This is a genomic window from Bacillus silvicola (assembly GCF_050524305.1).
Classification (GTDB): Bacteria; Bacillota; Bacilli; order Bacillales; family Bacillaceae_G; genus Bacillus_A; species Bacillus_A cereus_AT.
On record NZ_JBNGVC010000012.1, the window covers coordinates 1,035,407 to 1,054,701 of the forward strand.

The window sequence follows — 19,295 nt, forward strand, 5'->3', positions numbered from 1 at the left end:
TATATTGCCTCCTACTTTACGAAATAAATCCAGTGAAACAATGAGCCTATTACTTTTCCAAGTACAAGAGCAACGAGTAAAATAATAATTTTCCCCTCTACCCCTACCCGTTTCGCTAAAATAGGTAAAACGTTTAACACTTCCGTTAACGCCGCAGCTAGCATTCCAATGAATGTGCCACAAAATAACCCTAATATTACGAGCCAATATTGCGACGTTTGAAATGTAATATTCTTCAAACTACACCAAGCCCCTGTTAAAGTACCTGTAATGACTGCCCACTCAAAATATTGAATATGCTTTCCACTTCTCGTTAATTGAGCTAAACGAGGGATTATACCAAGTACAGCTAAAAACGCGACATATCCGCTACCTACTGCAATCCCTCCAGCTAAACCAATTAAAATCACGAATCCAGACTCAATCATCGGTAAGCTGTTTCATATTATCCTTGTTTTCATGAACAATTACATATTGATCAAGCGACTGTTGATATTGAAACATCTCAACTTCTAACGGACTAGGCTCTTCATTAATTCGCTTTTGAAATACATGATTAAAAAATAAAACCATACCTAACCCAAGACCTAATGAATAAGGAATTTGAAATAACAGTGGTTGCGCCTTAAATTCTCCAGTAATCATGTAATATAACCGTTGGTGTACTTGTTGCATGCTTACATCTTCATGAAAATAAATAATTGCAAGTGCTGCTCCAATGAAGAGTAACAACCATACAAGTCCGAAGAAAACCGGATGCACTTTCTTTTTTTCATATATAATTTCAACAAGAGTTTGTCCAGAACCAAGTAAATTAATTTGTAAGTGAGCCGCTTTTTGTTGAACAATCTCAATCACTTTCATAACATCAATTACAACATGTGTTTTATCATGCGCTGTTATTTTGTAAATTATCTCATTTTGTAACGACTCAACTACCAAAGAATCTCCAGCAAGTTGAGCAACATCGCTCAGTTTTACTTCATACGTAGGAGACACTTTTAATCGATTGCGCATTTTAATATAAATCATTTGTTCCAATTTTCATTCACCCCTTCACTCTTCCTCGTAGTTGTAGTATGGTTATTGGAATTTTTTCTAATACAATTTTTTCATAAAAAAACATCTGTACCGTTTTGGTACAGATGTTTTTCTGCTAAGCCTTTTTCTTAAATAAATTTGCAATGCTTAATGCGAGCCCTCCCCAAATGACTACCATACCTATAACCATCATCATAATCGCTGATCCGCTCATCATGAAACACCTCGATCCTTCCATTCTTTTTCAAGCTGGGCAGAGTCTGAATGTATTTGTGCATTCCATTTCTTCAGACTAATGACTAGTGCAACTATAAGAAATGCTGCTGCAATTGACCAACCATACGTTACAACAAACTCGGTTGGATAATCTCCGTAGTTCTTTTTAATATTTTGGATTGTGCCATCAATTAACATATACCCTAACATAAGCGGGGTAATAACGAGTAAACTCACTCTCCAAAACGTCCCTAACTTTATATCAGATACAAAGTTTGCGTGATTTTGATAAACTGGTAAACGGCGCAATATAAGGCCTATTGCAACTACTTCAGCTAGTGCAATTGTAATCAACCCAAAATTGTTAGCGAAATAATCAACAACGTCTAAGAACATAAGTCCACCACGCGTTGCAAAAACAAGAGAAACTAACACGAGAAGTGTTCCCATAATTCCAATCGTCTTTGGACGACTCAAGCTGAATTTTTCAGATACAGCAGCAAAGCATACTTCCGCAAGTGAAATGAGTGATGTAATTCCAGCAACGGTTAAAGATAAGAAAAATAATACTCCAAATAACGGTGACATCGGTAGTTCATTAATAATTTGCGGGAATACTACGAACGCAAGTCCCACACCAGCACTAGCTACTTTATCAACCGGTACCCCCATGTTATTCGCCATAAATCCAAGCGCTGCAAAGACCCCAATACCTGCTAATAATTCAAATCCTGAATTTGCAAATCCAGTAATAAAAGCATTATTTGTTGTATCTGAGTTTTTCGGTAAATAACTAGAATACGTAATCATAATTCCGAATGCTAAAGATAAACTAAAGAAAATTTGTCCATAAGCAGCGAGCCATACTTTCCCATCAAAAATACGACTCCAATCTGGTTTAAAGAATGCATCTAATCCTTGCATCGCACCTTCCATCGTCACTGCACGAACAACGATAATAAGAAACATAACAACTAATAACGGAATAAAAATGCGGTTAACAACTTCGATTCCTTTCTTAACGCCTTTAAATGCAACACCAAGTACAATAATCCAAACGAGCGCTAATGGAATTAATACTTCCGGTACAAGCCCTCCAAACTGCCCTGGCTTATCTGCAACATGTAAATATTCTTTAAATAAAAATGATTCCGTGTCTTTTCCCCATGCTCCAGTAATCGCAAAGTACGTATACGAAATAGACCAAGCAATAATTACTGCATAATATGTTGAAACGATAAATGTTACACACATTTGCCACCATCCAATAAATTCAGCACGTGGATGAATACGGAAGAATGTAAGTGGTGCCGAACCACGATGACGATGCCCAAGAGCAAACTCGAATGCTAATAATGAAATACCAGTTGTTAATAATGCGAATAAGTACGGTAAAAAGAATGCGCCTCCTCCGTTTTCATACGCTGTATAAGGAAAACGCCATATGTTTCCTAATCCAACGGCAGAGCCGATCGCTGCGAAAATAAATCCAGCCCTCGTTCCCCATTGTTGCCTCGTTTCCATGTTTCCTTCCCCCTTTGTGACAAGTTCATACTTGGATTATATTTTAAATTAACTAAATTATCAATAAATTCTGTAAATTATTTAACAATAGTTGGAATCTTCCCCTTTTCATGACAATAAAAAAAATCGAATAGATAGCTATTCATCTATTCGATCTTTCATCTGTTTCAATATTTTCTTTTCCAGTCTGGAAACTTGTACTTGTGAAATGCCTATGCGCTCCGCTACTTCTGATTGGGTTTGGTCTTTATAGTAGCGCAAATACACAATTAGACGTTCTCGTTCATCCAATTCTCTAATTGCTTCTTTTAAAGCAATTTTATCAAACCATTTCGTTTCCGATTGATCTGCAATTTGATCTAAAATAGTAATTGGATCTCCATCATTTTCATACACAGTTTCATGTATTGATGAAGGAGCACGACTCGCTTCTTGTGCCAGAACAACTTCTTCTGGTGTTAGTTCCAGAGCCTCCGCTACTTCATTAATCGTTGGAGCCCTTCCGAACTCTTTCGAAAGCTCGTCTCTCATCTTTCGAATTTTGTTTCCTGTTTCTTTTAAGGATCTGCTTACTTTCACTGATCCATCGTCACGTAAAAATCGTTGTATTTCACCAATAATCATTGGAACTGCATATGTTGAAAATTTCACGTCGAAAGATAAATCAAATTTATCTACCGATTTTAAGAGCCCAATACATCCAATTTGAAATAAATCGTCTGGTTCGTATCCTCGATTAAGAAACCGCTGCACAACCGACCATACGAGACGCATATTACTTTGAACGATTGTATCTCTCGCTTGTTGATCTCCATCTTGACTTTTTTGAATTAACGCTTTTAGCTCGTGGTCCTTTAACTGAGGTTTCTTCTTCTCTTTTCTGACCTCTATGTCCATTGGCTATTCTCCTTAATTGCATAGAGCGTTACTATTTGATAAGTACTTTGTCAAATGGATTGTTGTCCCGAAAGATTCGTTTGAAATAACTTCTACTTCATCCATAAAATTTTCCATGATAGTAAATCCCATTCCGGAACGCTCTAATTCAGGTTTAGTTGTAAAAAGGGGTTGTCTTGCTTCATCTAAGTTAAAGATACCAATCCCTTCATCTCGAATCGTGAGTTTCACCATTGCTTCTTCCAAAATCACTGAAATATAAACAACACCTTCTGCATTTCCTTCATACCCATGAATAATTGCATTTGTAACCGCTTCTGACACAACTGTTTTAATCTCTGTTAATTCTTCCATCGTCGGGTCTAATTGTGCAATAAAAGCAGCTACTGTAACGCGAGCGAATGATTCATTCTGACTTAACGCTGAAAATTGAAGGTTCATTTCATTTCTCATTTATGCCACCCCCAACGTCGCGAGCGCGTGCGCTTCACTTTCTTCTAAACGAACAATTTTGAATAGGCCTGACATTTCAAATAAACGTTTAACAGGCGGTGAAATTGCACAAACAACCATCTCTCCACCTAATCCCTTTACATGTTTATATCGGCCTAATATAACACCTAAACCAGAACTATCCATAAATGATAAGTTCTCCAGGCTCAAAACAATATGATGAACACCATGTGTCTCAATCATATCTGTTACTTTCGTTCGCAACTCTTCAGCAGTATGATGATCTAATTCACCCTCCAGCCTCACACATAAGACGTCACGTTTTACTTCTAAATGCATGGAAAGACTCACACGATTTCCTCCTTATGCTCAAACTTTACTCATTAACATAAGATTTTCGTGATATAAAATAAGAATCCTTCCTACTGACAAAAGAAGAACTATTTCGTCATAATGTGAAACCGTTCAGCAATTATTCCCGTACATACGAACAGAAAAGCGGCAAAATTTTTGCCGCTATTTTGATGTTGAAAACATCCCAAAACTTCTTTTAAATAACTCCCACCAACTCGCTGCAGCAACATCTTCTTTCGCTACAATAGTTTGTTTTAATAAAACATCTTTATCTTTTTTAATAACAAGTGTGCCAAGCGCGTCACCTTTTTTAATCGGTGCCTTCACTTTCTTTTCAGCGATTACTTCTTGTTTTACTTTGTCCATATTTTCGCCCTTCTTCATAAGAAGAGATACGTTGTCTGACGCAACTAAATCTACTTTTTCTTTTTTCCCTTTTCCTACTTGTACAGTCTTAATTTTTTCACCACGTGTATACAATTTCTTTGTCATATATTGTCCAAACGCATAATCAAGAAGCTTCGTCACTTGATTGTTCCGTTCTTTTGATGTAGGTGCTCCCATAACAACTGAAATAACACGCATTCCATTCTTTTCAGCTGATGCAGTTAAACAATATTTCGCTTCTGTCGTAAAGCCCGTTTTCACACCATCTACTCCAGGATAAAAACGTACTAACTTATTCGTATTAACAAGCCAAAACTTCTTATCCGTATCTTCACGTAAATAGTCTTCATATTTACCTGTGTATTTGCGAATAAGTGGATACTTCATCAATTCTCTCGCCATTATAGCCATATCATTTGCCGTGGAATAATGATCTTTTGCTGGAAGACCTGTTGGATTTTGAAAATGAGTATTTTTCAACCCTAAATCTTTCGCTTTTTTGTTCATCATATTTACAAAACCTTCTTCTGAACCAGCGATATGCTCCGCTACTGCAACAGATGCATCATTTCCAGATGCAATGGCAATGCCCTTTAGCATTTCATTTACGGTCATCTCTTCCCCAGGTTCTAAAAAGATTTGTGATCCACCCATTGAAGCTGCGTGTTCACTTGCTCTAACTTTATCGGTCAGTTTTAGTTTTCCTTTTTCAACTTGTTCCATAATTAATAGCATTGTCATAATCTTCGTCATACTGGCAGGTGGTAACTTTTCATTCGGATTTTTATCAAATAAAACTTTACCTGTATCTTGCTCAATTACGATTGCTGACGACGCTTGTTCCGCTAACTTCGGCGCGGTTCCTTCTGTTTTCTCCTGCTTCGTTTTCTCAGATTGTGCAAAACTAACTGAAGTACCAGAAAGCAATAACATGAAACAAACAAGTATTCCAAAAACTCGCTTCATGACTAACCCTCCATTCTATATCAAACCTATTTTTTCCAATTCTATAATTTTTAATACCATATTTTTCTATTAATTTCAGTTGACAAATAAATTCATTGCCGATATTGTATTAAGTGTATTACACACATTAGTACACCTAATACTCATTAGGAAGGAGACATTGCTCTTGCATATTCAACTTGATCCAAGAAGCAACACTCCGATATGGGAACAAATTGTTCAAAATATAAAAGAACTCGTATTGAAAAACATGCTAGCTCCAAGTGATAAGCTTCCTTCTGTACGCGAGCTCGCTTCATTGCTCGTTATAAATCCAAATACAGTTAGTAAAGCGTATCAAGAGTTAGAACGACAAGGGATTATTGAAACATTACGAGGAAAAGGAACATTTGTATCCCAATCGATTACCCCAACATTAGACGAAAGGAAAATCGCTATGGTTGAAAAGCAATTTCATCAATTACTACTAGAAGCCTCTTATCTTGGGATTACGAAAGATAAAATTCACGATTGGATAGATTCATACTACAAAGAGATTGGAGGAACTATGGATGCTGAAAGTGACAAGCTTGAAGAAAACAATTGATAATCAAACGATTTTAGATAATGTTTCTTTCACATTGCAAAAAGGTAGTATCGTCGGATTACTCGGAAGAAACGGTGCGGGGAAAACAACTTTATTACGAACGATGGTCGGCATTTTAGACCCTGATGCAGGAACTGTTACATATGAGGATACGAATATTCACCAACATCCTGAAACGAAACAAAAAATCGTATATGTTCCGGATTCTACTAACATACTGAACGGATATACAGTGAAAGAAATTGTAAAGTTTTATAAAGCTGTTTACACAGCATTTGATGAATCCTATTTCTACGAACTGCTAGAACGTTTCAACTTACCAAACAAGCGAATTCGTAGTTACTCAAAAGGAATGAAAGCACTACTTGCAATCATTTTAGCCGTTGCTGCAAAAGCAGAATATATCATTTTAGATGAACCGACAAACGGATTGGATCCTATCGTTAAAAGACAAATCCTCCAATTTCTAGTTGGAGAAGTTGCTGAAAAAGAGATTACTATTTTCATCTCAACTCATCATTTAGATGAAGTTGAACAAATCGCCGATACAATCATTATATTAAAAGGCCATACTATAGCTTCTATTACATCACTAGACGATGCAAAATCACGATTTGTAAAAATACAAGTAGCTTACGAACGTTCATTACCTCAAAAACTAGAAAACTTAAGCAATATTAAAATATTAAATCAAACAGGAAAAGTATATACAATCTTAATCGAAGGAAATATTGCTACAACGCTTGAGAAGTTTTATAAAGAGCAACCAATTCTCATTGAAGAATTAACAATGTCGCTTGAAGATATCTTCGTTACGACACTTGAGGAGGATGAGTATGTTTCATAAGGCGTTGTGGATGTGGAATTGGAAGCGCGGGAAATATGCTGTGTTACTCTTCTTCTTTAGTTCGCTTTACTTGTTATCTTTTGGCTACTATAAAAGTGCTCAGAGACAACTTGCTGAGTATTACGAGTTACAAGAAAAAGGTAAACAGTATTATTATTTTTATGGCTTTTCGCCAGGGGAAGGTAATAGTTTTTGGTTAACTGTTCTTATCATTGCTTTAGCCTGCTTATTGATAGGATGGGAACGTAGCAACCAATCTAATACACTACTTATGACGATGCCTTTTAAAAGAAAAGATGTCTTCTTATCTAAATGGGCTTTCGGTTCCTTTTGTATTGTAAGCTCGTTACTTATAAATTGGATTCTTATGTATGTTATTTATAGAACAACTATTCATTTTGATTATCAATCATTTAGTCCATTTCATCGATACTTTCTTTATGCGATTGTTTCTTATGCTGCAGTATATACAGCTGCACTATGCATCGGTACTTTTACTGGAAGCGTTGTTTCGCAGGTTGTTTTTTGTATTCCTTGGTTACTAATGGGGCTTACATTTATTCCACTAGTGTCCACTTTTACGATAAATCACTTAGAAGCTACCGATACTAAAAATTATAAGTTACATGAACAACTTTACAAAATTAATCAAAAAACAAATATAGTTGCACCAATATATAATTTCACGATTTATTACGATTATGATCCTGAATTACGTAAAAAAGAAAAGGACTCAACTACTTTAAGAGATCCAGCATCTTATCACTATTATTCAGCTAAATCGATGTTTGTCCCTATTTTTTATACAATAGTTAATTTGCTACTTGGCGCATATTTATATACACAATCGCCAAATGAAAACACTCAAAAAATATTTATTTTCCAAAAACATTTAAAAATATGGGTATGGGGGACAACCATTTACTTTGCATTACTAGGTGGCTATAAAATAAATCAATTTAGTTTCGTATTTAACTACTATATCGGTTTGTTTCTCGCTGGAATCATTACTTATGTTGTATTATCACGACTAACAAATTATAAAGTTTTTTAAAGGAGAGATCCTATGTTTCAAAAAGCACTATGGCTAAGAACGTATCAACAAAGTAAATATGTTGTATGGCTGTTTTGGTTCGTTAGCTTCTACAATTTGTCATACAAATACTATTTGGCATCGATTGAACAACAACACCTTCTGAAGATGCAAAAAGAAGGGGAATATGTATATCATTACAATTTTGGTTTATCACTTATGGACCCTGTCATCTTTCAAGGTGGTGCACTTATCATTCTGGCCTGTACGTTAATCGGCTGGGAAAGACAAAATAACTCTAGTGACTTGTTATGGTCTATGCCATTTAAACGTTCACACCTTTATATAACAAAATGGTTGTTTGGAATCTGTAATATCGCCACTGTTGTCGTTTTAAACTGGGGACTATTTGCTATTATGAAAAAGTTGACTTTTCATAATAAATATCAAGTATTCTCCCCATTTCATAGTTACTTTATATACATGTTAATTGTATTAATCGCTATTTATACACTTGCCTTATGTGTAGGTACAATTACAGGGAATATTATATCGCAAGGATTTCTCACTGCAGCTATATTAATCTTCCCAGCTTTACTTCCATCACTTATCTCAGGAGTCTTTGCTGTTCACTCAAACACTGACTTTCATGAGAACAATGGCCATATACATGATGTGATGGAAAACATCCGTATCTCTAATCCAGCAGAAGGTTTCAATATTGACTTTAATTATGATCCACAAAGTCATTATACCGATTCAGATGGAGTGCGTCATAACGGACCAAACTTTACAAAGATTCCATCGGTAAAAACATTGATTGGACCTATTGCACATGTCATTATTTTATTACCACTCGGTATATATTTATATGTTCGTTCAGTCAATGAGCGGAATGGTAGTTTCTTACTATATCCAAAGCTTCAAAAGATATTTATGGTCTGCGCTATTTTCTGTATCGGAATTAGCGGCGGTTTAATAATTGGCGGGACCCATTCGTTGCTTAATTTTTACGTTGGTTTGTTCGGAACAAGCATAATTAGCTATTTTCTTCTATCTAAAATATTGAGATTGAAGGTCTCTTGGAATTTCAAATAAAATAACCTCCTCACTAAGAGGAGGTTATTTTATTTTCTCTCTCCTATCTCCATACACCATCTCTTCTTTCATCCCAAACCCATCACCATTTTGCACAATTTGCTCTGTTGGTGCGACTACACTTTCAGCAATTTTCCATTCCCCGCGCTCTTTCATAAATACTTGCAGAAAATAGTTCATGCCATTTAGCTGATATGCATTTTCTTTTTTCACATTATAGTGCACCGCAATGTAGTACACTTGAATGTTTTCTTTCCCTGCTTTTGATACGTATTGCGATAATCTTGGAATGTACATTGATGCTTTCTTAAATGGTAAGTGCTTCGCTTTAACGAGCGATGAACTTGTTACATTACGTAATGTGTCCTGATTACGAATGTTATCACTATGATGAAATAATACTGCATTTTGCATAGAACGAACCCATAATTTCGAATACAAGACAGTATTATCATTTTCAATATACTTCACTTCTTTTTGCACCACTTGAATAGGGGTATCGGCGTACATGAATGTATTAAAGCAGAAAAAGCTTCCAAGTAAAACGGTAAGTGCCGCAATATATTTCATAATCTTTCCTCCGATCTTTTTAATTAAAGTATCGGAGTTTCAAAATATTTTTATTCAAAAGAAAAAGGATAGGAAAGCTCTTGCTTCCTATCCTCATTTATTATAAGACGCGGCCAAATAGTTCTAAAACCATTTCTATCTCTTGGTCGCTCCAACCTTTAAATCTCTCTTTATAATATTCTTTACGCACAGCTTCAAGTTTTTCAGTTACTTCTCGTCCGTTTTCTGTAATTTCTAAGTATACGATACGACGGTCTGAATTTGATCTCTTTCTTTCAACAAACCCTTTTCGCACGAGACGATCTGTTACAGCTGTAATATGACTGGAGGTTACGTTTACTTCACTCGCAATTTGCGAAGCCATCTGTGGACTTTTTAAAAATAACGCACGTAATACAGAGAATTCATTATATGGCATATGCTCTGAAAAACGTGTATTAATATCATTTTGTAATAAACGTATCATCTTTCGAAATGATGCAGATAAATCTAAAATCAGTGTTTCTCTATTTTCGTTCACTAGCCTCGTCCCTTTTTTATCATATTTATACATATTATAATCTATAAATACCTATGTTGTATATGCTTTCTTCCCTTAACATTCTCATTTATGTAACTTTTTTCATACGATTTTCTTTTTTGTTCACACATATACATATAAAAAAGGATGGTGAGCATAAATGCAAGGTGGAATGAATCCGTATTTACATAATATCCGTACGACAAATACTGGTAAAGAAGCTACTATTACTGTACAAGGAGAAGGCATTATAAAAGCCAAACCAAATGTTGTCATATTAACACTAGGCATTCGAACAGATAGTAAAAATGTAAAACAAGCGCAAGAAGAAAATGCAGTTCAATCGAAACAATTGCTTGATGCACTCAAACAGCTAGGTATTGCCGATAAAGATATAGAAACTATTTCTTATACGATTACCCCTCAATACGAATATGTAAATGATAAAGCCTTACTACAAGGCTACCGTGTGGAGCATTTGTATGAAATTACCGTTTTAAATGTACAAAAAGCAGGGGAAGTATATGATATAGCCGTGACGAATGGTGCAAACGTAGCAAAAGGTTTACGTTTTCGAATATCTCATCCAAATAAATATTATGAGCAAGCTCTCATTCAGGCTCTGCACCAAGCAGTAGAAAAAGCTCGTGCTATTGCGAGTACCTACAATTTAAACATTAATCCTGTTCCCCTCTCACTCGTTGAAGAATCTGCCCAATTACCACGGGAGGTTGCATCCTATGCTACTTTACATGCACAAGCAGCCCCGCCCATTCAATCTGGAGAACTAGAAATCATTTCAACCATACGAGCTATTTTTACGTATTTATAAATAATTTCGTTTATAAGTAAACGTTATCATTTTCGTTGTTGTAAAAACATGATGTTCTGATATAATAAAGGACGGTGAGCTCTTATATAAGAGATATCACGGGTGGGAGAGGGATATGAAAAAGAAGGTTTAACATGAAAGGAATACTTGAAAGAACATTTAAATTAGACTTACACCAAACATCACCAAAACAAGAAGTTTTAGCTGGAGTTACGTCATTTTTCACAATTGTTTATATTATGATTGTAAATGCGTCAATCTTATCAGATGCCGGCATTCCTCTTGAAGCTGGAATTTTAGCAACTGTTTTTAGTTCATTTGTCGGATGTCTACTTATGGCATTTTGGGCAAATGCACCTGCTATTCTTGTCCCAGGTATGGGTGTAAATGCATTCTTCACGTACACTGCTGTGCACACGCTCGGTCTAGCTTGGCAAGAAGCATTAGCAGCTGTTTTTATCGCCGGTATTATTTTTGCAATTGCTGCTTTTACACCGATTGCTCGCGTGCTTTCGGTATCGATTCCAAAGTCATTAAAGGAAGCGATCACTGTCGGTATCGGGTTATTTTTAGCTTTCATCGGCTTGCAAAAAGGTGGTTTAGTCGTTTCGCATCCTAATACTGCTGTTGCAATGGGGAAATTAAGTAGTCCTGTCGTTCTTGCAACACTACTTACTCTTATTGTGGCACTTGTGCTATTTGTGCGTAATGTACGTGGAAACTTTTTATGGACGATTGCAATTGGAACTGGTATTGCATGGCTATTTGGCCTTGTTGATACGAGTCAAGTGGGCAATAGTTCGTTTTCATTCGCTAATTACGGCGATGTGTTTGGAGCTATGTCATTTGGGAAACTTTCTTCCTTACCATTTTGGATTGCAACATTCTCCTTAAGCATGGTGCTTATTTTTGAGAACATGGGACTACTGCACGGTTTATTAGAAGATGACCGTAAATTCCCACGTGCTTACCAAGCAAATGCAATTTCAGCAATGACATGTGGTCTATTTGGCACAAGCCCTACCGTTTCAACAGTAGAGAGTGCCGCGGGTATTACTGCAGGTGGAAAAACAGGTCTGACGTCTATCGTTACAGGGTTGTTATTCTTCGCGTCACTGTTTGCACTTCCGTTTGTCAAACTAATTCCTGATAGTGCCATTGCACCAATCTTAATTATTATTGGCGGCCTGATGATTACAAGCATTCAACAAATTCCTCTGAACGACTTTTCAGAAGGATTTCCAGCGTTTTTAATTATCGTTATGATTCCGCTCACATATAGTATCGCTGACGGCATTGCGTTCGGATTTATTGCTTATCCTATCTTGAAAGTTGCTCTTGGAAAGCGTAAAGAAGTCGCACCGTCCATGTATATCATTACATGCTTATTCTTAGCCATGTTCGTATTACACGCTATTGGCTAGTTAAAAAACACCGAGGGAACCTCGGTGTTTTTTACTTAAACCAACCTTTTTTATAAAACCAAGCCATCATGCCCCCGCCAATTAACGCCATAATTAATAGACAAATAAAGTAACTATACTTCCCGCCAAGCTCTGGCATATGTGAAAAGTTCATGCCGTATACCCCTGCAATAAATGTTAACGGCATGAAAATAGTTGAGAAAACAGTTAATGTTTTCATAATATTGTTCATATGGTGGGAATTCAGTGAAAAGTAACTATCTCGAATATCTGCTGTTAATTCACGGCTTGCTTCAATCATCTCTGTCAGTTTAAGCAAATGATCATGTATATCTTTAAAATAAATTTCATGATCGCTTATACCGTAAAAACGAGTTGAATTTAAAATGCGGTACAATAAATCACGCATCGGAATAATCGTACGCCTTAGTTTAGATAAATCTGCACGAATATCAAATACCTCTTCTAGCACACTTCCTGCTGTCTCACCCGTTAAATTATCATCAATTGCATTTAAATGGTCTTCAATGTAATAAACAGGTGCGAAATAATCATCTACAATTTGGTCAATAATTGTATGTGCTACATTTAAAGGGCTCTTCTTAATACGTTTTTTCTCACCGAGCGTTTTCCATACTCTTTCAATCGCATTATTATGAGAGAAGTGGAAAGAGACTATATATCGATCACTAACAAATAAATCGATTTCATGCGGTTCTAATCCGTCTTCTCCGAATGCATGGAGAACTAAAAAGTTATATCCATCATAAAAATCTACCTTTGGTCTCTGTACATACTCTACACAATCTTCAATCGCAAGGGGATGGAACTTGAAGTGATCTTGTAAAATATATGTATACTCCTCTTTCGTCGGCTTATATAAATCAAGCCAATACCATACGATGTTTTCTTTTTTCGTGTCTTCCAGCGAAACATCATATAAAACTTCATTTTTTTTCGTTATTGCACAAATTCTAATCATAATTTCACCCATTATTATTATAAACAAAAAATAGTAAAAAAAGCCAAGGAGAAATACTCCTTGGCTCTTCTTTATTATTTAGTAACGATGCCGTGCACTAGTGTCGGCGTATCTACATGGTCTTTAGCGATTTTCATGTTCTCATAAATTTTCGCTTTTACATCTTCAACATTTTCGCGGTTTGCGTAAATTGTAACAAGAGAGTCACCTTTTTTCACGCTATCGCCTACTTTTTTGCGAAGCATTAGACCAACTGCTAAATCAATTTCAGACTCTTTCGTTGCACGCCCTGCTCCTAAAAGCATTGCTGCTGTTCCGATTTCATCTGCAACGATTTCCGATACGTAACCGTCTTCTTTCGCTTCCACTTCAATTTTAAATTGTGCTTGTGGCAATTTAGAAGGATCATCAACAACAGATGCATCGCCGCCTTGCGCTGATAAGAACGTTTTAAATGATTCTAGCGCTTTACCATTGTTCATTACTTCAATTAACTTTTCACGCGCATCTTCTAAAGATGAAGCTTGTCCAGCAAGGTACACCATCTGACTGCCAAGCGTTAAACATAACTCTTCTAAATCTTTCGGTCCTTTACCTTGTAATGTATCAATTGCTTCTTGTACTTCTAATGCGTTACCAATTGCTTCACCAAGCGGCTGACTCATATCAGAAATAACCGCCATCGTATTACGACCAACGTTATTACCGATTCGTACCATTGCTTCAGCTAAACGTTTTGCATCTTCATCCGTTTTCATAAATGCTCCTGCTCCAGTTTTTACATCAAGAACAATTGCATCTGCACCAGCAGCAATTTTTTTACTCATAATCGAGCTTGCAATAAGCGGAATTGAGTTTACTGTTGCCGTTACATCACGAAGTGCATATAACTTTTTATCAGCAGGTGTTAAGTTTCCACTTTGGCCGATAACAGCAATTTTATTTTCATTTACAAGACGCATGAATTCATCATTTTCAATTTCCACATGGAATCCTGGAACTGCTTCTAATTTATCAATTGTACCACCAGTATGTCCTAAACCACGTCCAGACATTTTCGCTACTGGTACACCTAAAGCAGCTACTAGTGGACCTAATACAAGTGTCGTTGTATCACCAACACCACCTGTTGAATGCTTATCTACTTTTACCCCTTCAATGGCTGATAAATCAATTGTATCACCGCTATTTACCATTGCCATCGTTAAATCCGCACGTTCTTGATCATTCATATCTTGGAAGAAAATTGCCATTGCAAGTGAACTTACTTGATAATCAGGAATATCACCATTTGTATATCCTTCAACAATAAAGTTAATTTCTTCTGTCGTTAATGCTTGTCCATCACGTTTTTTTGCAATTAGGTCCACCATTCTCATTGTGAAGTCACCCCTTCATTTGTTTTACGATTGCTTTTACTAATGCTAAGAAGTTAGCTTTAACACGTTCTGTCGTTTCAATTACTTCATCATGGTGAAGTGGCTGATCTAAAATACCAGCTGCCATATTTGAAATACAAGAAATACCAAGTACTTTCATACCAGCATGACGAGCTACAATTACTTCCGGTACTGTTGACATACCAACTGCATCTCCGCCAAGTGTACGAAGCATACGAATTTCAGCAGGTGTTTCATATACAGGACCTGTCATTCCAACATATACACCTTCTTGTACTTTAATGTTTAAGTCTGCTGCAACTTGTTTCGCCATTTCGCGAAGTTCTGTCGTATAAGATGTAGACATATCAGGGAAACGTACACCCATTTCAGAATCATTTGGTCCAATTAATGGATTCGTACCCATGAAGTTAATGTGGTCTGAAATTAACATAAGATCGCCTGGTTCAAATGATGTATTTACACCACCAGCTGCGTTCGTTACAACAACAGTTTCTACACCTAGTTCTTTCATAACACGAACTGGGAATGTTACTTTTTGCATGTCATATCCTTCGTAGAAATGGAAACGTCCTTGCATTGCTACTACAGGTACACCTTGAAGTGTACCGAATACTAGTTGACCTGCATGTCCTTCTACAGTTGATACTGGGAATTCAGGAATTTCGCTGTAAGGCACTGTTACCGCATTTTCGATTTCATCTGCTAATACACCTAGTCCAGATCCAAGGATTAGTCCTACTTGTGGTGTTTCTTGAAATTTCTCTTTTAAGTATGAAGCTGATTTTGTAATAAGTTCACGATTCATTTGTTTATCCCCCTATTTCTTTAGCTCGTTTAAAAAGCTTGTTCCGTATTCTGGCATTTTCACACCGAAGTTTTCTGCTACAGTTGCACCAATATCAGCAAATGTTTGACGAAGTGCTAATTCTTGTCCGCCTTCTTTCATGCTTGGGCTATATGCTAATAACGGTACATATTCACGTGTATGATCAGTACCAGGATGTATTGGATCATTACCGTGGTCTGCTGTAATTAATAATAGGTCATCTTCTTTTAGTTTTTCGAATACTTCTGGAAGACGTGCATCATATTCTTGCAGAGCTTCTCCATATCCTTGTGGATCACGACGGTGACCGAATAATGCATCAAAGTCAACTAAGTTTAAGAAGCTAAGACCTGTAAAGTCCATGTTTAATGTATCTACAAGCTTATCCATTCCATCCATGTTAGACTTCGTACGAAGTGATTCCGTTACCCCTTCGCCATCATAAATATCAGAAATTTTACCGATAGCAATTACATCGTAGTCACTATCTTTTAATTCATTCATTACTGTGCGACCAAATGGTTTTAATGCATAGTCATGACGATTTGGTGTACGTGTGAATTTTCCTGGTTCTCCAACGAATGGACGAGCGATAACACGTCCTACCATGTACTTCTCATCTAACGTTAGTTCACGGGCAATTTTACAAATTTTATATAACTCATCAAGTGGCACTACTTCTTCGTGTGCTGCAATTTGTAATACACTATCAGCAGAAGTGTAAACGATTAAAGAGCCTGTTTCCATTTGCTCTTGACCAAGCTCATCAAGAATTTCTGTTCCAGAAGCTGGCTTATTACCGATAATTTTACGGCCCGTTTTTTCTTCTAATTCATCAAGTAATTCTTTCGGGAATCCTTCAGGGAATACTTGGAATGGTGTATCAATGTAAAGGCCCATAATTTCCCAGTGACCTGTCATTGTATCTTTACCGGTAGACTTCTCTTGCATTTTTGTATAATATCCAAGCGGTTTCTCTACTTTAGAGATCCCTTTCATTTCACGAATATTACCAAGACCTAATTTCACCATGTTTGGCATGTTTAATCCATTCATATGTTCAGCGATATGACCAATTGTATCAGAACCTAAATCACCAAACTGCTCAGCATCAGGTGCCTCACCGATTCCCACAGAGTCCATCACGACTAGGAAAATACGTTTATATTTATTCATAACTGCGACCTCCTATATGTTCAGTTCTACTTCTTGTAGTATGTTCAAAACGCTATAAAGTGAAACTGTTATCAATGGGAATTATCTTTCGTCCTCATTATTAAACAGTACTGCTTTAAATCATTCTCTAACTTTTTCGTTTTACTTTCAAACGAATCAAAAAAATTTCTAATTTTTTCTAAGTCAGATGTCAGACATCTGATATTGATATCATAACATGTTTACGCTTTCTTTTTAATACATTTTCGTAGAATTTCTTATTTTATTCACACTTCTATTGTAATCCATTCTGCGAAGAAGTGCTAATTATTTTATAACATATTTCCTAATATAAAAATAAAAAGCAGCTCTAAAGAGCTGCTTTTTATTTTACTTCTACTGTTTCTTCTTTGTGTTCATGTAGTTCGCCTTTTCTTACATGAACTTTCACTTTATAAGCACCATTCTCTTTGAAAGTATGCTTACTTTCATATTCGCCTTTATTCCCCTCTTTTGCTGGAATAAATTCATGCTTTTCAACGCCGTCTTTCCAAATTTCAAGTTGTACTTCAGCACCAGTTAGTGCTTCTTCTTTTTGTTTTAAATGAACTTTCATTGTTGATTCAGCATTTGCTTTTATGTCACCAGCCATAAGGTGAATCATTGTGTCACTTTTATGATCGCCGTGTCCTGCACTGTGATCGCTATTTTCTTTTTTCGCATCTTCAACTTTCGCATTTCCCACAGCCACTTTTACTCCCGGCATAACATGCATTTCACGTGCATTTGTATGAGCAATAATATGATATACTCCATCAGTTTCGAACGTTTTCTCTACCGCATAAACACCTTTTCCTTTATGCTTACCATCTAACATCTCGTGTTTTTCGTCGCCTGTTTTCCAAATTTCAAACTTTACATCATCAGCATCTGTTACTTTTTCTTTTCCTTGTGTAACAAGTGCTTGTACTTCTGTTTTTTCACCAGGTTTAATTTCCTTCGGATTCGTTTGAACTGCTACTTCTACAGCTTCAAGTTTCTGTTCTTTTTTCGGTTCTTTTTTCGCTTCTTCTTTGTTTGTATTACAGCCAGCCAATGCTAGCATCGCGATAAATAGCGTCATAATAAGTTTTTTCATCATCATTTCCTCCTTCATACTTTCTTTAGTATAGAGGAAATACATTGTAATATTCCAGTCTTCTGCTGAAAACAATATACGAAATATTTGTGAAGTTTCTGTGAAACGGTTTGCTCTTCTTAATCTATGAAAAAAGAGCATAGTAACTATGCTCTCGGATGAAACTGTTTATATACATCTTTTAATCTAGTTTTTGAAACATGCGTATAGATTTGCGTTGTTGAAATATCTGCATGTCCAAGCATTTCTTGCACGGCACGTAAGTCTGCCCCATTTTCTAATAAATGCGTAGCAAACGAGTGACGCAACGTATGCGGTGTAAGCTCTTTTTCAATATTTGCTTCTTTCGCTAATCGTTTTAAAATTTTCCAAAACCCTTGTCTTGATAATCGATTACCATGATGGTTTAAAAAGAGTGCATCCACTGCTTTTTTACCCATCAGTTCTCTTCTTCCTTTTTCAATATACCTTTGAATTGCTTCCGTTGCTAAGCTTCCTAATGGAATAATTCTTTCTTTATTCCCTTTCCCTATACAGCGGACAAATCCCATAGTCAAGTGTACATCTTCTAAATTTAATGCAATTAATTCTGAAACACGAAGTCCTGTTGCATACAATAACTCCAACATTGCCTTATCACGAATCCCAAAAGCACTCACCGCTTTCGGAGTCTGAAGTAATGCTTCTACTTCGTCAATCGATAATACTTTTGGTAATTTCCGTTCCCCTTGCGGCGTTTCAATATGTACCGATGGGTCATGCTCCACCGCTCGTTCACGAAGTAAAAATTGGTGAAACGAACGAATCGATGCAATATGACGTGCCAATGTTTTTGAAGATTTTCCGTTTTCTTTTAAATACTGCAAAAAGTTAACAATGTGTATACGCGTCACTTCATGAAATGTCTTCGTCTGTTCTACATTTTGCAAATACTTCACATAGCTTTTCAAATCACGTTCATAAGATACAACTGTATTTTTCGCTAACCCTTTTTCAACAATCATATAATGAATAAAATCTTTTAATTGATCTTCCAATATACA

The 19,295-nt window shown here is 36.2% G+C and carries 22 protein-coding genes; 6 read left to right on the plus strand and 16 right to left on the minus strand.

The annotated features are described in order from the left end of the window. Positions 1-11: 11 nt before the first annotated feature. From spoVAB to dacF, 8 genes are all read right to left on the minus strand, one after another. Positions 12-428, minus strand: a complete 417-nt coding sequence (gene spoVAB / locus ACP6L7_RS17220; RefSeq protein ID WP_097830809.1) for a stage V sporulation protein SpoVAB — start codon at positions 426-428, stop codon at positions 12-14. Beyond that, positions 421-1,041 (minus strand): stage V sporulation protein AA, encoded by a 621-nt coding sequence (locus tag ACP6L7_RS17225; protein WP_097830808.1) that lies wholly within the window; start codon positions 1,039-1,041, stop codon positions 421-423. The genes spoVAB and ACP6L7_RS17225 overlap by 8 nt, the downstream gene beginning before the upstream one ends. Before the next feature lie 115 nt (positions 1,042-1,156). Beyond that, positions 1,157-1,258 (minus strand): methionine/alanine import family NSS transporter small subunit, encoded by a 102-nt coding sequence (locus ACP6L7_RS17230; RefSeq protein ID WP_002094424.1) that lies wholly within the window; start codon positions 1,256-1,258, stop codon positions 1,157-1,159. Beyond that, positions 1,255-2,781 carry a sodium-dependent transporter gene (locus ACP6L7_RS17235; RefSeq protein ID WP_097830807.1) on the minus strand — a complete coding sequence of 509 codons (1,527 nt, stop codon included), beginning with the start codon at positions 2,779-2,781 and terminating at the stop codon, positions 1,255-1,257. Before ACP6L7_RS17235 ends, ACP6L7_RS17230 begins: the two co-directional genes overlap by 4 nt. A 138-nt stretch (positions 2,782-2,919) precedes the next feature. Next, complete coding sequence (gene sigF / locus ACP6L7_RS17240) at positions 2,920-3,678, minus strand: RNA polymerase sporulation sigma factor SigF (RefSeq protein WP_071746962.1); 759 nt, start codon at positions 3,676-3,678, stop codon at positions 2,920-2,922. 12 nt (positions 3,679-3,690) lie between these two features. Continuing rightward, positions 3,691-4,131, minus strand: coding sequence for an anti-sigma F factor (gene spoIIAB, locus ACP6L7_RS17245; RefSeq protein ID WP_001243400.1), 441 nt, complete (start codon positions 4,129-4,131; stop codon positions 3,691-3,693). After that, positions 4,132-4,482 (minus strand): anti-sigma F factor antagonist, encoded by a 351-nt coding sequence (gene spoIIAA / locus ACP6L7_RS17250; RefSeq protein ID WP_000059128.1) that lies wholly within the window; start codon positions 4,480-4,482, stop codon positions 4,132-4,134. It abuts the gene before it with no gap. Between the two features lie 165 nt (positions 4,483-4,647). After that, positions 4,648-5,838: a serine-type D-Ala-D-Ala carboxypeptidase DacF gene (gene dacF / locus ACP6L7_RS17255; RefSeq protein WP_097830806.1), complete on the minus strand. Its 1,191-nt coding sequence runs from the start codon at positions 5,836-5,838 to the stop codon at positions 4,648-4,650. Positions 5,839-6,004: 166 nt separating this feature from the next. Between dacF and ACP6L7_RS17260 the strand changes: the two genes are divergently transcribed. The 4 genes from ACP6L7_RS17260 to ACP6L7_RS17275 are packed head-to-tail and all read left to right on the plus strand — an operon-like array spanning position 6,005 to position 9,402. Next, complete coding sequence (locus ACP6L7_RS17260; RefSeq protein ID WP_097830805.1) at positions 6,005-6,424, plus strand: GntR family transcriptional regulator; 420 nt, start codon at positions 6,005-6,007, stop codon at positions 6,422-6,424. Further along, a complete protein-coding gene (locus ACP6L7_RS17265; protein ID WP_097830804.1) occupies positions 6,390-7,271 on the plus strand; it encodes an ABC transporter ATP-binding protein in 882 nt (293 codons plus the stop codon). Before ACP6L7_RS17260 ends, ACP6L7_RS17265 begins: the two co-directional genes overlap by 35 nt. Continuing rightward, positions 7,261-8,325, plus strand: a complete 1,065-nt coding sequence (locus ACP6L7_RS17270) for an ABC transporter permease (RefSeq protein ID WP_097830803.1) — start codon at positions 7,261-7,263, stop codon at positions 8,323-8,325. The genes ACP6L7_RS17265 and ACP6L7_RS17270 overlap by 11 nt, the downstream gene beginning before the upstream one ends. A 12-nt stretch (positions 8,326-8,337) precedes the next feature. Continuing rightward, complete coding sequence (locus ACP6L7_RS17275) at positions 8,338-9,402, plus strand: ABC-2 transporter permease (protein WP_097830802.1); 1,065 nt, start codon at positions 8,338-8,340, stop codon at positions 9,400-9,402. Positions 9,403-9,426: 24 nt separating this feature from the next. Here the strand turns inward: ACP6L7_RS17275 and ACP6L7_RS17280 are convergent, their stop codons facing one another. Continuing rightward, positions 9,427-9,972: a hypothetical protein gene (locus ACP6L7_RS17280; RefSeq protein WP_097830801.1), complete on the minus strand. Its 546-nt coding sequence runs from the start codon at positions 9,970-9,972 to the stop codon at positions 9,427-9,429. Between the two features lie 100 nt (positions 9,973-10,072). Further along, on the minus strand, positions 10,073-10,492 hold the full coding sequence (locus tag ACP6L7_RS17285; RefSeq protein ID WP_001004995.1) for a MarR family winged helix-turn-helix transcriptional regulator: 420 nt from the start codon (positions 10,490-10,492) through the stop codon (positions 10,073-10,075). A 160-nt stretch (positions 10,493-10,652) separates the two neighbouring features. Here ACP6L7_RS17285 and ACP6L7_RS17290 point away from each other — a divergent pair, with 160 nt between their 5' ends. After that, positions 10,653-11,324 (plus strand): SIMPL domain-containing protein, encoded by a 672-nt coding sequence (locus ACP6L7_RS17290; RefSeq protein WP_097830800.1) that lies wholly within the window; start codon positions 10,653-10,655, stop codon positions 11,322-11,324. A 134-nt stretch (positions 11,325-11,458) separates the two neighbouring features. Continuing rightward, the gene (locus ACP6L7_RS17295; RefSeq protein ID WP_000676230.1) at positions 11,459-12,748 is read left to right on the plus strand and encodes an NCS2 family permease; all 1,290 of its coding nucleotides are present in this window, start codon (positions 11,459-11,461) and stop codon (positions 12,746-12,748) included. Between the two features lie 31 nt (positions 12,749-12,779). Here ACP6L7_RS17295 and corA read toward each other — a convergent pair whose 3' ends face one another. From corA to xerD, 6 genes are all read right to left on the minus strand, one after another. After that, the gene (gene corA / locus ACP6L7_RS17300; RefSeq protein ID WP_141533262.1) at positions 12,780-13,742 is read right to left on the minus strand and encodes a magnesium/cobalt transporter CorA; all 963 of its coding nucleotides are present in this window, start codon (positions 13,740-13,742) and stop codon (positions 12,780-12,782) included. A gap of 62 nt (positions 13,743-13,804) precedes the next feature. Continuing rightward, on the minus strand, positions 13,805-15,109 hold the full coding sequence (locus tag ACP6L7_RS17305) for a pyrimidine-nucleoside phosphorylase (protein WP_097830798.1): 1,305 nt from the start codon (positions 15,107-15,109) through the stop codon (positions 13,805-13,807). Positions 15,110-15,116: 7 nt separating this feature from the next. Then, entirely contained in the window at positions 15,117-15,938 is an 822-nt protein-coding gene (locus ACP6L7_RS17310) for a purine-nucleoside phosphorylase (RefSeq protein ID WP_071746972.1), read from the minus strand. Positions 15,939-15,950: 12 nt separating this feature from the next. Continuing rightward, the gene (gene deoB / locus ACP6L7_RS17315; protein WP_097830797.1) at positions 15,951-17,135 is read right to left on the minus strand and encodes a phosphopentomutase; all 1,185 of its coding nucleotides are present in this window, start codon (positions 17,133-17,135) and stop codon (positions 15,951-15,953) included. Positions 17,136-17,499: 364 nt separating this feature from the next. Further along, complete coding sequence (locus ACP6L7_RS17320) at positions 17,500-18,255, minus strand: FixH family protein (RefSeq protein WP_141533244.1); 756 nt, start codon at positions 18,253-18,255, stop codon at positions 17,500-17,502. Positions 18,256-18,398: 143 nt separating this feature from the next. Next, complete coding sequence (gene xerD, locus ACP6L7_RS17325) at positions 18,399-19,289, minus strand: site-specific tyrosine recombinase XerD (RefSeq protein ID WP_097830795.1); 891 nt, start codon at positions 19,287-19,289, stop codon at positions 18,399-18,401. Positions 19,290-19,295: the final 6 nt, after the last annotated feature.

Coding starts and splice junctions, on each gene's coding strand:
- ACP6L7_RS17235 (WP_097830807.1), bottom strand. CDS start 2,781: ATGGAAACGAGGCAACAATGGGGAACGAGGGCTGGATTTATTTTCGCA.
- ACP6L7_RS17265 (WP_097830804.1), top strand. CDS start 6,390: ATGCTGAAAGTGACAAGCTTGAAGAAAACAATTGATAATCAAACGATT.
- ACP6L7_RS17310 (WP_071746972.1), bottom strand. CDS start 15,938: ATGAATCGTGAACTTATTACAAAATCAGCTTCATACTTAAAAGAGAAA.
- ACP6L7_RS17305 (WP_097830798.1), bottom strand. CDS start 15,109: ATGAGAATGGTGGACCTAATTGCAAAAAAACGTGATGGACAAGCATTA.
- ACP6L7_RS17280 (WP_097830801.1), bottom strand. CDS start 9,972: ATGAAATATATTGCGGCACTTACCGTTTTACTTGGAAGCTTTTTCTGC.
- ACP6L7_RS17295 (WP_000676230.1), top strand. CDS start 11,459: ATGAAAGGAATACTTGAAAGAACATTTAAATTAGACTTACACCAAACA.
- ACP6L7_RS17290 (WP_097830800.1), top strand. CDS start 10,653: ATGCAAGGTGGAATGAATCCGTATTTACATAATATCCGTACGACAAAT.
- ACP6L7_RS17320 (WP_141533244.1), bottom strand. CDS start 18,255: ATGATGAAAAAACTTATTATGACGCTATTTATCGCGATGCTAGCATTG.
- sigF (WP_071746962.1), bottom strand. CDS start 3,678: ATGGACATAGAGGTCAGAAAAGAGAAGAAGAAACCTCAGTTAAAGGAC.
- dacF (WP_097830806.1), bottom strand. CDS start 5,838: ATGAAGCGAGTTTTTGGAATACTTGTTTGTTTCATGTTATTGCTTTCT.
- ACP6L7_RS17270 (WP_097830803.1), top strand. CDS start 7,261: ATGTTTCATAAGGCGTTGTGGATGTGGAATTGGAAGCGCGGGAAATAT.
- ACP6L7_RS17275 (WP_097830802.1), top strand. CDS start 8,338: ATGTTTCAAAAAGCACTATGGCTAAGAACGTATCAACAAAGTAAATAT.
- spoVAB (WP_097830809.1), bottom strand. CDS start 428: ATGATTGAGTCTGGATTCGTGATTTTAATTGGTTTAGCTGGAGGGATT.
- ACP6L7_RS17230 (WP_002094424.1), bottom strand. CDS start 1,258: ATGATGAGCGGATCAGCGATTATGATGATGGTTATAGGTATGGTAGTC.
- corA (WP_141533262.1), bottom strand. CDS start 13,742: ATGGGTGAAATTATGATTAGAATTTGTGCAATAACGAAAAAAAATGAA.
- deoB (WP_097830797.1), bottom strand. CDS start 17,135: ATGAATAAATATAAACGTATTTTCCTAGTCGTGATGGACTCTGTGGGA.
- spoIIAB (WP_001243400.1), bottom strand. CDS start 4,131: ATGAGAAATGAAATGAACCTTCAATTTTCAGCGTTAAGTCAGAATGAA.